Below are 15,924 nucleotides of genomic sequence, written 5' to 3' on the forward strand. Positions count from 1 at the left end.
GCCCTCTGTAATACCCATTGTAGCACGTGTGTAGCCCTGGTCGTAAGGGCCATGAGTATGAAGAAGGATTATCTGTTTCAATCAAAATCCTATCCAAAGGTATTACTCTAGTTATCTCTCTGATATGCTCACTAAAAAAATCTCACCACCAATAGAAAAGTAACCTCCTAATGCCAAGTAATTATCCACTATCTCAAGATCTCCGGCATACCAGTGAACAATAAATCTTTTGCACTTACTATTTTTCTAGAAATTTTAAAACTTCCATCTCTGCTCCACTGGTATGTAGGTTTAATAACTTTCCATTTATTGAATCATGTTAAATGATATATTCAAAAACTTTCACCTGATCAATGTAAGATGCCGCATATTTTTAAAAATCGTTTATCTAAGCCTATCTCTCCTATATATTTGCTTTCAGTTAAATGATTTATCTAGAGATATTAGATTGCTAGAATATCTATCTGCTCTCCAAGGACAAATTCCAAAAGAAGGAATAACAAAATTATACTCATGACTTAAAGTTTTTATCTTAGTTATAAGAAGGAAAACACATAGCAACAAACAAAAGTTTTATATTGTGAATTTCACACTCAGTAGCAACTTTATTTAAATTTTCTAATGAATATTTATCTGTGTGTACGTGCGCGCATCTAGTAGCATTTATACATTATACTTCTTCCAATGAATATAGTCGTATATTGCCACAATTAGATATATTAATAAGTAGTGATGCAGCAAAAGGCAAATCTTTGTACATATACAAAAGGACATAAGTAAAGTCCACTACCATCCAAATCATCCTGTCATCTATTATTTTCCTACTTGCCAAAAACACACATACAAGCGATGCCAACACTTGTAAAGCCCCATTATATGGAGTTGTTGAATCTGTGTATATTAAATAAGCAATTGTGACACAAATAACCCTAATAGCTCTATGCTCCCTAAAACCTTTAACTAACCAGTTATACTAAGTTTTTATGACCAAAATTAAGCTACCAACTATACCAGACATATGCAAAACTAAATAGCAAAACTATTTGCAATATCGCATCTGCGTACAGCTCACTCACACAGAATAATCCAGCACTCATAATCAAGCCGACTATTCCAACAGGCCAGCCAACAACATAAAGCCCAACTAGTAAAAATGTACACAAAAGATCGATAATCATAGTGCAAAAATCAAAAATATAACCCATCTTATTTTCAATGAATAGAAATATTATGGTAGTTAATAAATAGCTTTAAATTTAATGTACTAAAACTATAAATTCTCTAAACATCATAAACAACGTGTTATAAACTTGTTTTACAGCAAATAAATAATTGACTATATTTTAAAGCGTGTATAATATCATTTTATGTTATTACCACATATAAATAAGGATAAATTTGTGAAATTAAAAAAAGTATTAATTGCGGTATTATTAGGAACTTCAGCCTTATCTTTAAGCAGTTGTTGGCTACTTGTTGGTACAGCTGTTGGTGGTGGAACTGCCGCGTACATCTCTGGCGAGTATTCAATGAATATGAGTGGTGGCTTAAAAGATATTTATAATGCTACTTTAAAAGCTATTCAAAGTAATGATGATTTTATAATCACTAAAAAATCTATTACTTCTATGGATGCAGTTATTGATGGTAGTACCAAAGTAGACTCAACGAGTTTTTATGTTAAAATAGAAAAGCTTACTGACAACGCTTCAAAAGTTACAATTAAGTTTGGTACTTTTGGCGATCAAACAATGTCTGCAACATTAATGGATCAAATCCAAGCAATTGCGCACAAAACTTCTTAAAATGTACAAAAGACTCTATTTAATCACAATATCGATAATTATTGCTATCTCTCTTAATAGTTGTGCTGTTGCCGCCATTTTAATAGGGGCTACTGTAGTTGCAGGAGGTACTGTATATTACATAAATGGTAATTATGTAATTGAAGTTCCTAGAGATATTAGAAGTGTATATAATGCTACAATCAAAACTATCCAGATGGATAGTCAAAATAAACTAATAAGCCAAGCCTAGAATACTAAAACTGCTGCAATTAAAGCTTTATAAAGAGGTGAAAGTATTAGTATAGATTTAAGTAATGTTGATAGTCGTTCTACAGAGATAAAAATTCGTATATGTGTGCTTGGTGATGAGAAAAAATCTGCCAATTTAGCAAACGCAATAACAAAAAATATCACCTAAGCAATATTTATCGCAATTTGGTTAACTTTTTATTTTTAAAAACTTTCAAAAATGTATAATTTATCCTACTTTGCAAACTACCTTTATATCTAATAATGAGTAATAAGGTATTAGATACATATTATAAAAACAATCGACATATTTGGGTGTTGGTACTGTCCGGTGCTGTATTAGGTACAATGATAGGCCTTTTAGCTACAGCATTTCAGTTACTTTTAGATTCTATTTTTAGAATTAAGCAAATTCTTTTTTCTTTCAGCGGCAGTAACATTTTTATCGAAATCGCTATGTCAATATCATTAACTATTATCATGGTGTTAGTTTCAATTTTTATCGTCAGAAAATTTGCAAAAGAAGCCGGTGGTAGTGGTATCCATGAAGTTGAAGGTGCTTTAAAAGGATGTCGAAAACTACGTAAAAGAGTTATGCCTGTAAAGTTTACAAGTGGACTTTTCTCATTAGGATCAGGCTTAAGCTTAGGTAAAGAAGGTCCATCGATCCATATGGCAGCTGCCTTAGCACAATTTTTTGTTCATAGATTCAAACTTACTACAAAATATGCAAATGCAGTTATCTCTGCAGGAGCTGGTGCTGGACTAGCTGCTGCTTTTAACACTCCACTATCTGGGATTATCTTTGTAATTGAAGAGATGAATAGGAAGTTCAGATTTAGTGTCTCGACAATAAAATGTGTCATAGTGGCATGTATCATGAGTACTGTTATCTCTAGAGCTGTTATGGACAATCCACCTGCAATACGTGTAGAGACTTTCAGCTCAGTACCACAAAATACTCTTTGGCTTTTTATGGTTTTAGGGATTATATTTGGTTATTTTGGACTATTATTCAATAAATCATTAATTAAAGTCGCAAACTTTTTCTCAGAAGGTCCAAGAAAAAGGTATTGGACTTTAGTTATAATTGTTTGCATAATTTTTGGTATTGGTGTCGTCCTATCACCAAATGCTGTTGGTGGTGGTTATATTGTTATAGCAAATACTCTTGATTATAACTTATCAATCAATATGCTTTTAGTGCTTTTTGCTCTTCGTTTTGCTGGCGTTATTTTCTCATATAGTACTGGCGTTACTGGCGGGATATTCGCACCAATGATTGCTCTTGGTACTGTTTTTGGTCTAGCTTATGGTTTATCAGCAGCTCAACTATTTCCTCAATATAATATTGATGCTGGTGTTTTTGCAGTAGCCGGAATGAGTGCACTATTTACAGCAACTGTCGGTGCACCATTAACAGGTATTGTCCTAGTTATGGAAATGACTTGGAATTTTCATCTGCTGTTGCCATTAATGATAACTTGCTTTAGTGCATCTATGCTGACATATATTCATCATCAAAAACCAATATATGATACTCTATTAAGACGAACTATTTCTAATGAAAGAAAGCAACAAGCGAAGGTAAAAAATGAGAGAAATCAAAAACCAGCTCCAGATACTTCAGGACAAGCTATATCAAAAGAAGAAATATAATCATGCAATTTTTCCAATGCATTGGGACCTCTAGAAACACAAGCCCCTAAAAACTCAGTCAATACAACATCTGAAGCTATTGGTTTTTTTAGTGAACAGGTTTATGAAATAACTAATAGTAATGAACTAAACACTGGCTTAGAATATTTAATAAAAACCTTATTAAACTTGATGATATAAATAAAAAAATAATTTATCTAATCACCAAAAAGATAAACTTAGTAAAATACCTAAAGATGAATATGTTTCATACAGTAAGTTGCTATCACAAGCTCAGAATATCTGGACATCTGGACAGAAGCTTGCAAAAATAATGACTTTGAGAAGTTTGCACCATTATTTAGATAAGATTATTTAATACCAGAAGAAGTATATCAAGCGAATTGGCTATAACGAGTATCCGTATAATGTAGTACTTGATGATTATGAATAAGGACTGTGGCTAAATTAGAACCTTTCTTATAATTCTTTAAAAGAAAAAATACCCAGCAAGTTGATACTAGCTGTATTGATAAAACATACAATATCAATAAACAAAAGTAGTATTCTCATAAAATAGCCAAATAACTAGGGTTTAACTTTAATAGCGGTATTCTAAAAGAAAGTGCTCATCCTTTCCCTTAAATTTTAACAAATATGATGTTAAAATGACTACGCGCTATATCGAGAATCTTTTCACATCTTCTTTGTTTGGTAGCATTTATGAAACAGGTCATGCCATGTATGAACAAAATATAGGTGATAATATTTATGATACTATTCTAGGTACAGGTGTTAGTTTAGGAATACACGAATCACAATCTAGATTTTATGAAAACGTAGTTGGCAAAAATAAAGCTTTTTGGGATAGCCATTATAGTGAGCTACAAAACTTATTTGCAGAAAATTTAGCTGATACCAGTAATGAAAAGAATTTGATGTTAATAATGCTATATTGATTCAATCAGGTGCTGATACTTTAGAGCTAGGTATACCTTTTTCTGATCCTTTGGCAGATCGACCAACAATCCAAGAAGCTAATATCCGTGCTTTGGATAGCGGTATTACTCCAAATGATTGTTTTGAGATTCTAGCTAAATTAGACATAAACTATCCAGATATCCCAATAGGATTGCTCTTATATACAAATCTTGTTTATGTAAATGGTATCGAGAATTTTTATAAACAATGTCTAGATGCAGGGCAGGTATAGACTCAATACTTATAGCAGATGTGCCAGCTCATGAGTCAAAAGAGTTCCGTGATATTGCTAAGAAAGTTGTTATAGCATAAATATTCATAGCTCCACCAGACACTAGTGAAGCGACACTAAAACAAATTTCAGAACTTGGTAGTGGTTGTACTTATTTACTTTCAAGAGTTGGAGTAACTGGTACGGAAACCGCAGCAAATATGCCGGTCGAAAAAGTATTAGCAAAACTTAAAGAGGATGATGTTCCTAAATACTATGGTTTGGAATTTCAAAGCCAGAATAAGTCTAACAGGCAATAAAAGCTTGGAGCAACAGGAGCAATCTCAGACTCTGCTACTATTAAAATTATCCAAAACAATTTAGCTGATAAAAATTAAAACGCTCAGTGAACTTAAAAGTTTAGTCAAAGCAATGAAAGCAGCTACTATCATTTAAATTAACATAAGATTTATTAAAAACTATAGTAAACGGACTTAACTTAGATTTTTTTAACTTCGAATACTCCAGAATTTCATCAAGTACACTTTTATCAACTTCTAAATGTACTGGTACCTTATTCTTTTTCTGTCATATTTATAAGTGACATATTAATTCCTATTGAAGATTTTGTAAGTATATTTTATCAAACTAGCATAAATGTACAAAAAGTTGCTCCAGCTGATTAAAAAAATTTTCTAAGATGTTTTTTGAAATTTATAAATTTTTCTCCAACTAATATAACCATATATGGCATTTATAAGTGCGACTAACTTTGTAATAATAACTAGGATAATTGCTATGGTTATAAAAGAGTCAATAACTCTATCAATCCAGATTGAAATAGTTAAAACATCTATTGTCATACACAAAAGCCAATGCTCACGATATATAAGAACTGCTAAGATAAATGCAACTATTGATGTAACTTCTACAATCGCATAAGCTAATAAACCCACATTTTATCCAAAATACAGGTGCAATACAAAATATCCATAATGCTGACTGTATCGCTATAGCAAAAATAATTTTGGAAAACTGTATAGCGTAAGTTTTTTGATTTTTATCTGCTGCTCTTTGGTATTGTTGTGAGGTCTAATCCAGTTATACCAACCGTAGAACTGTATAGGGTACAAGAAAAATATTGCTAAAAGTAATTTGTCCATATACATGGTTTTGGTATGAAATAAGTGCATACATAAGCACACCGATTAATCTTAAAACATAATTAGAGTAGTTATTTTAAAAGTGTTATAGCTGTGCTACAACAATAATCTTCTAATAACAGATAATTTAACTAAAATCTTTGGGATAAATTCTTGAAAAAGAATTAAGCGACCTTAAGTATACAAGCAGATAATTTTTCTTAAGGGGAAATAATGGATATAAACAAATTTACAATAAAACTGCAAGAAGCTTTAGCTGAGGCTCAATCTTATGCTTTTCAACAAAAAGCTACCGAGTTTACTACAGCTCATTTACTAAAAGTATTATTAGAACAAAATGATAGTGTCGTTACATCTATATTAAGTGTTTGTGGTGTTAATATCCAAAGCTTTATAAAAGCTGTGAATGATTTAGTTGATAGTGTGGCAGTATTAGCAGGTAAAGGTAATCCTAAAATAGCTCCTTCTCGAGAACTAATTACAACTCTGTACAAAATGCAAGAATTTGCCAATAAAAATAACGATGAGTTTATCTCAAGTGAGATTTTCTTATTAGCCTCATTAGAGGATAAAAGTTTAACCGGACTGTATAGTAAATATAATATTACAAAAGACAAAATTACTAAAGCAATTGATGATTATCGCGGAGGAGAAAAAGTGAGTAGTCAAAATCAAGAAGATATGAAAGGTGCATTAGACAAATATACAGTAGATTTAACAGATCTTGCAAAAAAAGGAAAGATAGATCCAATTATTGGTAGGGATAGTGAGATTCGTAGAACTATACAAGTGCTACAAAGAAGAACGAAGAATAATCCTGTGCTAATTGGTGAACCAGGTGTTGGTAAAACTGCAATAGTAGAAGGACTTGCACAAAGAATTATAAACAATGAAGTACCAGAGGGCGTCAAAGGTAAAAAAGTACTATCTCTAGATATGGGAGCTTTATTAGCAGGCGCTAAGTTTAGAGGCGATTTTGAAGAAAGACTAAAATCTGTATTAAAAGAACTAGCAAAACAAGAAGGTAATGTAATTTTATTTATCGATGAATTACATACGATTGTTGGTGCTGGTAAATCTGAAGGTTCTATGGATGCTGGCAATATGCTTAAGCCTGCGCTAGCAAGAGGCGAGTTAAAGTGTGTTGGTGCAACAACTTTAGATGAATATCGTGAGTATGTTGAGAAAGATCCAGCACTAGAAAGAAGATTCCAAAAAGTGTTAGTTGATGAGCCAACGGTTGAAGATACTATCGCTATACTTAGAGGGCTAAAAGAAAGATATGAGCTACATCATGGTGTAAATATTACTGATTCTGCCATCGTAAGTGCTGCAACTCTATCACATAGATACATAACTGATAGACAACTACCAGATAAAGCTATTGACTTAGTTGATGAAGCTGCAAGTTTAATCCGTATGGAAATTGATTCTAAGCCAGAGAAAATGGAAAGCTTATATCGTAGAATTATCCAACTTAAAATGCAGCGTGAACAGCTAAAAAAAGAAAAAGATGAAGCTACTAAAAAGCGTTTAGAGATACTTGAGCAAGAAATAAAAGGACTAGACTCAGAGTATAAAGGCCTAGAAGAGCTTTGGCAAGCTGAGAAGCTTAAAATGCAAGGAGCTAGTAAACTTAAAGAACAACTTGAAAAAGCAAAATTTGAGCTTGAAAAATATCAAAGAGCCGGTGATTTAAGCAAAATGGCAGAATTACAGTACGGTAAAATACCAGAGATCGAGGCACAAATTAAACAAATAGAAGATACAGCGATTGTACCATCTGAAAATAAACTAGTAAGAACATCTGTTACAGAAAATGAAATTGCTGATGTAGTATCAAAAGCTACTGGTATACCTGTATATAAGATGATGGAGGGTGAAAAAGAGAAACTCCTTAATATGGAAAGTTTCTTACATAATAGAGTAATTGGTCAAGACCAAGCGATAAGAGCAGTATCTAATGCTGTAAGAAGATCTCGCTCTGGCTTATCAGATCCAAACAGACCTATAGGCTCATTTATGTTCTTAGGTCCAACAGGTGTTGGTAAGACAGAGCTAACAAAAGCTTTAGCTGAGTTTTTATTTGATGATCAAGATACAATGCTTAGAGTAGATATGTCTGAGTTTATAGAAAAACACTCCGTGGCTAGATTAATTGGTGCACCACCAGGATATGTTGGTTATGAACAAGGTGGCTATCTGACAGAGCATGTAAGAAGAAGACCTTACTCTGTAATCTTACTTGATGAAGTTGAAAAAGCTCATGCTGATGTATTTAACATCTTGCTACAAGTGCTTGATGATGGTCGCTTGACTGATGGTCAAGGCAGAACAGTAGACTTTAAAAATACTGTGATCGTAATGACTTCAAATCTTGGTTCACATAGAATCCAAGAAATGCAAGGTCAAGACTATGAAACAGTAAAATCTGCTGTAATGGAAATGGTACTTAGCCACTTTAGACCTGAGTTTGTAAATAGAGTTGATGATGCTATAGTCTTTGAATCACTAAATAAAGAGATAATAACTGAAATAGCTAAGATACAAATTAAGCGTTTAGAAAAACGCTTAGCCGATTTAGATATTGGCTTAGAAGTTACATCTAAAGCTATGGATAAACTAGCTGATGCTGGTTTTGACCCTATATTTGGAGCTAGACCACTTAAGCGTGCTATTCAAAATAACTTAGAAAATCCTTTAGCTCTGAAACTTCTAGATGGTGAGTTTAAAGCTGAAGATAAAATAGTTGTCAACATTGACGCTAACAACGATATTATATTCTCTAAACAACATGTGGAGCTACAAGCTATGCTTCAGCAGTAGAAAAATGCCTATATGGTTTGAGATACTCATAACTAATATCACAGGCTTCAATACTAGCTTTGAGCCATTACTAAAGTAGAAAAACCACGAAAACTCCTATTTCTAAGACCTTTTTAGTATTAATCAACTTTAGCAAAAGACTAAGTAGCTGTAGTTGATTTGGTGAGCTAAGCATATGGCTTAATTCATCACTCTTTGTTTTATCAAAAAGTTTTTGTGCTATAGCATCTAACTTAACTGAATTAGCATCGATATACTGATCAAGATTAGCACTAATTAAATAGTGATTCGATAGACATAAAAAAATACCTTATATATTTTTTTACTTTGTTAGATAACCAAAAAGCTAAATCAAAATTTGCTAGCTAGAATGCTGCTTAATTCTAGTTATAGAAAATGTCCAAAACCAAAAAATAAGTGCATAAACTCCCCACCATTCAACAATATTATGATTAACAGTTGTTTGATCCATAAATACTGACCATATTGAAAATGCGGTTGTTATTAAAATTGCTATTCTACGTAATATTAGTGGAGCTTTACTTAGCTTAGAGGAGTATCTATATTCAATAATCGTATACCACACTTGGCAAACACTCATTAATACAAAAAATACTGCAATAGCTTTTAGATGTAGATTCATAAGTGTATCTTGACCATCAATCACAGCAGTACCTATTATCAAACCAATACAACCAACTGATGCTAAAAATAGTATTACTTTACCTTGCTTGATTACCGCTTTGCTATAGTCACTTATTTGTACAAGCAGTTGCTGGATAAAGAAGAATATCACCGCCATCAGTGTTGCTGTTGGTATTAATACTGCCTTGAGCATATATTTCTCATATGAAGTAAATCCAGCATGAGTAATATCAGAGCAACCTGAAATAAAGGGATTACATAAAGTATTATGACTATCAGCTATAGATACAAGATATGTAATAAAAAATAAAATAGCTACTGATATCGTTGTTCCAGCAATAAGTTTTCTTGGATCAAGTTCAGCTTTAATTCTTTTAACCAAAAAGCTAGTAAAATATTAAGCTTATAGTATCACTTGTTAATAAATATTTCTAATTTTAGCTACTCAATTTAGTCGTAAAACTTGATTGCATAATTATCAAACTTATAAAGAGTTTATAAAAGTTATTCAAAACGAACAATATTTACCTTTTTTATATCTATGCTATAATTTGTAGGTTTCTTTAAAAAAAATAGTAAAAAACGAAAGGATTTAACAAAATGCCATTTGTAGTTACTGAAAGTTGTATCAAATGTAAATACGGCGACTGCGTAGAAGTATGTCCTGTGGATTGTTTTTATGAAGGACCAAATATGCTAGTAATTAACCCAGATGAATGTATTGATTGTGCTCTTTGTGAACCTGAGTGCCCTGTTAATGCGATTAAATCTAGTGATGATTTAAGCGGAAATGAAGAGCAAATGCTTGAACTTAACAGAGAGCTAGCAGGTATTTGGCCAAATATCGTAGAAAAGTGTGAACCTTGTGAAGATGCTGGTAACTGGGCGTCTGTTCCAGATAAGCTAAAATATTTAGAAAAATAGTTACTTTATTTCTTAGGCACTTTTGATATTCATAGTTTTTTATATTTATTTTTTAATTAACTTACTAAATAATTTAGTTATTACTCCTTGAATGATATTTTTAAATTCGAGGCTTGCTACTATTAATTAATAAATGAACCAAAAAATATGCCTCCGATAATACAATATAATGGTACAGTTTGGATTATCATAAAGAGTATTCTCCCTATTTATATTATTTTTCTTTTATTTTTAATTACTAGATCACATCACTACAGTGACTTTATATAAGATAATATTCTTTAAAAAAGCTAAAATATTTTCTATAAATTTAAATCAGAAAAAAATATTAAATATGCGCCTATTTATAAATTCTATATTTTTTATCCAATATTTTTAACGATATTTCTATTTACTTCACTCAAACTTTTTTTATGCACTTAATTAATTCTGCACTAGAGATTTTTGTTTCGTCGGTTGTATTCCAAGGTAGATTCTAACAGGACCGTCACTAGGTAACCTACTTAATCTAAAAGATAAGGTATCAGCAGTTTTTGAAGAAAATGATAACAAGTTACTAGAGGCACACAGTAATTCTAATTTAGATAAAAATTCTTCTTTTGGTAAAAAATTTCCAGTTTTAAATTTCTCTATTAAATAATTTTTAATTTCATCTTTGTTTGAAGGTTTGCCAAGTTTTGATTTTATATCAGCTCCTCTAGAAAGGATAATTTGCAAAATAGTTAGTTGAATATTATAAAAATTATTCATATCTTTAACTTGATAGTTCTTATGTAATCCGGACAGGTTTTTATCCTTTATTATTCTTTGGAAACCCTAAATATTACGATATATTATTCCTTCTATCTGTGTTGACAGAACCTTTTTATCAATGCTTAAATCCATACCAAAATAGCTAGAGAAAGCTTTATTCTTAAAAAGATCTGGCTGTGATGCCTTATAATAAGTGTTTTTAACTTGTTGAATACTATCATAAAATATATCAGATATTGATTTTTATCCAATACTCTATTTTTCATTGATTGTGATAATATGCTGATCAGCTATAGAAGACAAATACATTTTAAAGTCTGGTATACGGGTATAATAATCTACATAATTTTTATGAATAACGTTATGAGCTCCTCACCCTTAATATTCATAAGGAAATAGGATATTAATAGGTGAATTCTTTGCAAAACTTCTGAAAGCTGCACCGCCATCTATTTTTGCAATCTTAATATCTTTACCATACAGTGCAACATTACTTGAATGGAGACTATAATCTCCAAAAAATGCTACTGATGTACACATTTGGCTAAAGATATTTTCTTATCATTGTTTATATAAACTAACTTCCTCCAGAAAGTTACTATAAACATTTCTATTTATTATTTCTTTCCAATTATCTTTTTTTGCAGTTCCTAAATATCTAAAAAGCTCTTTTAAACTATTAAATGTTGCTAAGTTAGACCTAAAAAAGCACTTTGAGAATTAAATGTCGTTGTCTTTTTGTGATCACTCAGACTTGCTCTGCCCTGTATGAGCAAGCTCTTAGCTAAGAATATATTACTGCTACCAGGGCTCAATCTACAATTAGCAGCTAATAAGTTTAATCAAGCCTGTAAGGTCCTTTTTCATTAAAACACTTGCTATTTTTTTATAGGAAATTTATTTTTAGTTTTCATAGTCTTCCAATTAACAACTATATAATCATGATCTATTTTTGCAAAATAAGTTTCACGATTGAAATCAGCTTGACCGTAATTAAAAATATGAAAGTAGTCTTCCATGAGTAGATAAACAAAAACTAAAATAGATATTAAACCCTTGGTATCAAGTTTCTCTTTATCTGTCATTTTTCCATATTCTTTAAAACCATTTAAACCTCTTGAACAAATTCCTATTATTTTATTATTATCAATAACAAATCTTGATTCTGAAGTTCTTTCACCAATTAAATAACTCCATATTTGAGCATAAACAACCTCAGCTATACCATTATCTATATTCTTTTGATATCCTTTAGAAGAGGGTTCGAAAGGTTTCATAAAAAACCTGCTCTTAATACCATTATAAATTCTAATTTCATTAAAAGAAGTATTAGACGAATTAGGCAGTGGTATCCCTAATTCAAATTCCTCTATAGTAAAAAGACTATCTTTTAGATAATTATTAAATAATTTCTCAAATCTAGCTGCTCTCCATCTAGAATATACAATAATAGAATTAAACGTATTTTTAACATAAGTTCTAAGTGAACTAGTTGTATTGTTTCCCCTACTAATATTTTTGCTTCTTTATTAATAAGCTAAGCTTTTTATCAATTTGATTAGAATTATATAGACTAGTAGCAATAGTTTCTAACTGTTTTGATATCTACAAAAATGATGATATATAAAACTATCCAAAAACTCTCTAATTATCCTGAATATCCCGCTCTATACACCCACTTTGAAAGTATTTTTGCTCTTTCTATTCCTACTTTCCCATGATGATGAAGCAATTGCCAGCTAGATAATTTTGTCTTATTTTGATTTAATATATATGAATCAATAGCTTGTTAAATAACCTCAACATTAGGGTTTATAAACTCTACTAGTATTTGACATTTACCTTTTTGTTTGGTTTATAATTTATTACTACTTCACTAAGTGTGTTGCTATAGTTTATTTAGGGTCACTGGATGCATAGCATCACCGATAGAGAGTTGTATAGAAAAATAGCTCAAAAAGGTAACTGAATATTTCTTATTTGTAAAAGTTTGCAATAGTATTCATTTATACTAGATATCTTAAATACAAGCTCACTAATAATAGACCAATACCTAATAGATACATATAAATGGACTATGCATACCAAAAATGTTTGTCTCAGAGAGTGTGCTAAAATTTATGTAATAGCAATAGCATAGGGTACTTTGAACTTTGATGACTAATCTACTTACCTAATCGTGGAATAATCTATATATTTATCGAAATAATGAGCTAATTATATTATATATTGTTGTATTATTGCTCTTTAAGCTTTTTAATTAAAAAGTCTAATGCACTAAGATTTACTTTTTAACTAATTTCTTCTTTCCTATTAACTCTTATTCTTACATACACGAATATTATTATGCATAGTGCCAATAATAATGTTATATGATTACTTGTAAACTAGATATTTATCCATTCAGAAGTAATAAGTCTAAATAAAAAAGAAAAATGAAATTAAGGCCAGCTCTATTTTTTTCTTGTTTTACAGCTATATTATAGATAAATTATTATACAAAGATAAATAGGAAAGTGGTTATGTCAAGTCAATTAGAAGATAAAAGTAAACAATTAAAACAAGAATTGAAAAAACTTAGAAGTGAGAATAATTCTCTTAGAATGAAAATAATGAATTAAAGCAAGTAATTAATTCTATAGATGCAAATATTTACTGGAAAGATACTGCTGGTAAGATGGTAGGTATGAATCGTAGCCAACTTAATTACCTTGGATTAAGCTATGAATGAAGCTATTGGAAAAAGAGATCCTGAGTTGAGTGTTATGAAAAATACTGGACTTGATTTATATAAAAATGATTTGAAAGTAATTGAAAGTAATACATCATTCATTTTTGAAGAAAAAGTATTGTTTGAAGAAAGAGAACAAACACTTCTATCACAAAAATCCCCTATGAGAGATGAAAATGGTAAAGTTTTAGGAATTGTTGGGGTTTCTATTGATATTACTCAACAAAAAAATTACAAAAACAACTAGAACAGAAAAATAAAGAGCTTGAAGAAAAAGACAAAAAAAGATCTGAGGCAGCAGAAGCTATATTTGATGTTTTAGGAAAAATTTAAAATTTCTTAAATTATTAGGGCTAGTCTAAATGTTATATTTTACGGATTTAATTGCTTTTGTTATTCAGTTTTGCATTAGTGCTAAATGCTCTTGCGTTTATTCCACAAGCTATAAATATTTATAAAACAAAATCATCCAATTCTATTTCATTAATAACTTTTTCCATTTTTATATTTATTCAAACAGTAAGCATATTATACGGAATAATCAAAAATGATTGGATTTTAGCTATAGGTTATCTACTTGCTCTTATAACTTGTTCTTCGGTATTAATATTAGCATTAAAGTATAGAAATAAATAAAAACATAATCTTCAAATATTAATCAATGTAGCACATTTTTCATCACAAATGCCTTATCATAGTTTTACTTAAATTTTTTTATATTAAAATTATGCTAGTCAAAATTTTAGTTAAATATAAATGATGAATATCAACGACCTTATCCAAAAAGTAAATGAAACACAACGAGCTTTTCCTAAAGGTAAAACCATTTATTAATTGTTTGAAGATCAAGTAGTTAAAACACCAGGTAATATAGCTGTAGTTTTTAAAGATAAACAACTAACTTATAAAGAGTTAAATGAAAAAAGTAATCAACTTGCTAGATATATCACAGCTAAATATAAATCTACAACAAATCAAGAGTTACAGCCAGATACTCCAATAACTCTATACTTAGATAGAAGCTTAGAGATGATTATATCAATATTAGCTGTACTTAAAACAGGAGCTGCTTATGTTCCTATATCACCTGATTTCCCTAATGATAGAACAAAATATATTTTAGAAGATACTAATTCAACTATTTTACTATCTCAAGCACATTTAACCGATAAACTTAGTGAAGTAGCTCAAGATATAGAGATTATTGCTACAGATTTACAAGAGTTTCAAAACTATAGTAAAGATAATTTGAGCACTAATGTACAACCAAATAATCTAGCTTATATAATTTACACTTCTGGAACTACTGGTAAACCTAAAGGTGTAGCTTTAGAACATAAAGGCATTATCAATAGAGTCGTATGGATGCAATCTATATATCCATTAACTAATAAAGATAGAATATTACAAAAAACACCTTATAACTTTGATGTATCTGTATGGGAGTTATTATGGGCTAATTGGTATGGTGCCGCAATAGTTATTACTAAACCTGAAGGTCATAAAAACTGTGATTATTTATATACAATTAATAAATAAAGAAAAAATAACTGTAATACTTTTCGTCCCATCTATGCTTGATGTATTCTTAAATTATTTATCTACAAAAGAATCTTCACAATCTAACTTACAAATAGTTTTCTGTAGTGGTGAAGCACTTAAAAATAATACTTGTGATACTTTTTATAAATTAATCCCAGATATTTCTTTATATAATTTATATGGGCCAACTGAAGCTTCTATTGATGTAAGCTATTCACTATGTGAACCAGACAAGAAAGTAACTATAGGCAAACCCATATCAAATACAAAGCTTTATATTTTAGATAATTATTTACTACCAACACCAATAGGTGTACCAGGTGAGTTATATATAGGTGGTGCTGGTTTAGCTAGAGGATATTTAAATTTATCACAATTAACTAAAGAAAAATTTATCAATAATCCTTTTGCCACACCAGATGATATTGCTAAAGGCTATACACGTTTATATAAAACTGGTGATATCTGTAAATG

The 15,924-nt window shown here is 30.4% G+C and carries 12 protein-coding genes and 6 pseudogenes; 11 read left to right on the forward strand and 7 right to left on the reverse strand.

Annotation, left to right across the window (positions count from 1 at the left end):
- Nucleotides 1-663 precede the first annotated feature (663 nt).
- Nucleotides 664-1,205: pseudogene (locus C9379_RS08980) on the reverse strand (nicotinamide mononucleotide transporter family protein).
- A gap of 195 nt (nucleotides 1,206-1,400) precedes the next feature.
- Here C9379_RS08980 and C9379_RS08460 point away from each other — a divergent pair.
- The 5 genes and pseudogenes from C9379_RS08460 to trpA form a co-directional block, all read left to right on the forward strand.
- Nucleotides 1,401-1,805 (forward strand): DUF3568 family protein, encoded by a 405-nt coding sequence (locus C9379_RS08460; protein ID WP_143385468.1) that lies wholly within the window; start codon nucleotides 1,401-1,403, stop codon nucleotides 1,803-1,805.
- A gap of 1 nt (nucleotide 1,806) precedes the next feature.
- Nucleotides 1,807-2,205 (forward strand): annotated as a pseudogene (locus C9379_RS08465) (DUF3568 family protein).
- Between the two features lie 95 nt (nucleotides 2,206-2,300).
- Entirely contained in the window at nucleotides 2,301-3,695 is a 1,395-nt protein-coding gene (clcA, locus tag C9379_RS08470; RefSeq protein WP_318263508.1) for a H(+)/Cl(-) exchange transporter ClcA, read from the forward strand.
- Nucleotides 3,631-4,606 (forward strand): annotated as a pseudogene (locus C9379_RS08475) (gluzincin family metallopeptidase); the annotation flags it as partial. The gene clcA and the pseudogene C9379_RS08475, both read left to right, overlap by 65 nt.
- Before the next feature lie 23 nt (nucleotides 4,607-4,629).
- Nucleotides 4,630-5,322: pseudogene (trpA, locus tag C9379_RS08480) on the forward strand (tryptophan synthase subunit alpha); the annotation flags it as partial.
- A 239-nt stretch (nucleotides 5,323-5,561) separates the two neighbouring features.
- Here the strand turns inward: trpA and pnuC are convergent.
- Nucleotides 5,562-6,093 (reverse strand): annotated as a pseudogene (pnuC, locus tag C9379_RS08985) (nicotinamide riboside transporter PnuC); the annotation flags it as partial.
- Between the two features lie 149 nt (nucleotides 6,094-6,242).
- Here pnuC and clpB point away from each other — a divergent pair.
- Nucleotides 6,243-8,855, forward strand: coding sequence for an ATP-dependent chaperone ClpB (clpB, locus tag C9379_RS08490; RefSeq protein ID WP_143385466.1), 2,613 nt, complete (start codon nucleotides 6,243-6,245; stop codon nucleotides 8,853-8,855).
- 1 nt (nucleotide 8,856) lies between these two features.
- On the opposite strand, the pseudogene C9379_RS08495 reads toward clpB, so the two are convergent.
- Together C9379_RS08495 and C9379_RS08500 are read right to left on the reverse strand one after the other, a co-directional pair.
- Nucleotides 8,857-9,154, reverse strand: a pseudogene (locus C9379_RS08495) (class I SAM-dependent methyltransferase); the annotation flags it as partial.
- Between the two features lie 62 nt (nucleotides 9,155-9,216).
- Complete coding sequence (locus C9379_RS08500) at nucleotides 9,217-9,870, reverse strand: Frag1/DRAM/Sfk1 family protein (RefSeq protein WP_318263510.1); 654 nt, start codon at nucleotides 9,868-9,870, stop codon at nucleotides 9,217-9,219.
- A 230-nt stretch (nucleotides 9,871-10,100) separates the two neighbouring features.
- Here C9379_RS08500 and fdxA point away from each other — a divergent pair, with 230 nt between their 5' ends.
- Entirely contained in the window at nucleotides 10,101-10,424 is a 324-nt protein-coding gene (gene fdxA, locus C9379_RS08505; RefSeq protein ID WP_143385464.1) for a ferredoxin FdxA, read from the forward strand.
- A gap of 423 nt (nucleotides 10,425-10,847) precedes the next feature.
- Here fdxA and C9379_RS08510 read toward each other — a convergent pair whose 3' ends face one another.
- From C9379_RS08510 to C9379_RS08520, 3 genes are all read right to left on the reverse strand, one after another.
- Nucleotides 10,848-11,174, reverse strand: a complete 327-nt coding sequence (locus C9379_RS08510) for a hypothetical protein (protein WP_143385463.1) — start codon at nucleotides 11,172-11,174, stop codon at nucleotides 10,848-10,850.
- 381 nt (nucleotides 11,175-11,555) lie between these two features.
- Complete coding sequence (locus tag C9379_RS08515) at nucleotides 11,556-11,717, reverse strand: hypothetical protein (RefSeq protein WP_318263506.1); 162 nt, start codon at nucleotides 11,715-11,717, stop codon at nucleotides 11,556-11,558.
- Between the two features lie 338 nt (nucleotides 11,718-12,055).
- On the reverse strand, nucleotides 12,056-12,454 hold the full coding sequence (locus C9379_RS08520; RefSeq protein WP_143385462.1) for a hypothetical protein: 399 nt from the start codon (nucleotides 12,452-12,454) through the stop codon (nucleotides 12,056-12,058).
- Nucleotides 12,455-13,900: 1,446 nt separating this feature from the next.
- Here C9379_RS08520 and C9379_RS08525 point away from each other — a divergent pair.
- The 4 genes from C9379_RS08525 to C9379_RS08535 all read left to right on the forward strand — a co-directional run.
- Nucleotides 13,901-14,155 carry a PAS domain-containing protein gene (locus tag C9379_RS08525; protein WP_143385461.1) on the forward strand — a complete coding sequence of 85 codons (255 nt, stop codon included), beginning with the start codon at nucleotides 13,901-13,903 and terminating at the stop codon, nucleotides 14,153-14,155.
- Between the two features lie 143 nt (nucleotides 14,156-14,298).
- Nucleotides 14,299-14,544, forward strand: coding sequence for a SemiSWEET family sugar transporter (locus tag C9379_RS08990; protein WP_425536943.1), 246 nt, complete (start codon nucleotides 14,299-14,301; stop codon nucleotides 14,542-14,544).
- Nucleotides 14,545-14,742: 198 nt separating this feature from the next.
- Nucleotides 14,743-15,447 (forward strand): AMP-binding protein, encoded by a 705-nt coding sequence (locus C9379_RS08530; RefSeq protein ID WP_143385459.1) that lies wholly within the window; start codon nucleotides 14,743-14,745, stop codon nucleotides 15,445-15,447.
- Nucleotides 15,448-15,481: 34 nt separating this feature from the next.
- On the forward strand, nucleotides 15,482-15,924 hold a 443-nt coding region (locus C9379_RS08535), incomplete at its 3' end, for an AMP-binding protein (protein WP_343377588.1).

The organism is Francisella-like endosymbiont, from assembly GCF_003069505.1.
In the GTDB taxonomy this organism is placed as follows: domain Bacteria; phylum Pseudomonadota; class Gammaproteobacteria; order Francisellales; family Francisellaceae; genus Francisella.

What these genes read in the sequence shown, in the direction of transcription:
- C9379_RS08525 (WP_143385461.1), top strand. Translation starts at nt 13,901, where the DNA reads ATGAATGAAGCTATTGGAAAAAGAGATCCTGAGTTGAGTGTTATGAAA.
- fdxA (WP_143385464.1), top strand. Translation starts at nt 10,101, where the DNA reads ATGCCATTTGTAGTTACTGAAAGTTGTATCAAATGTAAATACGGCGAC.
- C9379_RS08515 (WP_318263506.1), bottom strand. Translation starts at nt 11,717, where the DNA reads ATGTGTACATCAGTAGCATTTTTTGGAGATTATAGTCTCCATTCAAGT.
- C9379_RS08510 (WP_143385463.1), bottom strand. Translation starts at nt 11,174, where the DNA reads ATGAATAATTTTTATAATATTCAACTAACTATTTTGCAAATTATCCTT.
- clcA (WP_318263508.1), top strand. Translation starts at nt 2,301, where the DNA reads ATGAGTAATAAGGTATTAGATACATATTATAAAAACAATCGACATATT.
- C9379_RS08520 (WP_143385462.1), bottom strand. Translation starts at nt 12,454, where the DNA reads ATGAAACCTTTCGAACCCTCTTCTAAAGGATATCAAAAGAATATAGAT.
- clpB (WP_143385466.1), top strand. Translation starts at nt 6,243, where the DNA reads ATGGATATAAACAAATTTACAATAAAACTGCAAGAAGCTTTAGCTGAG.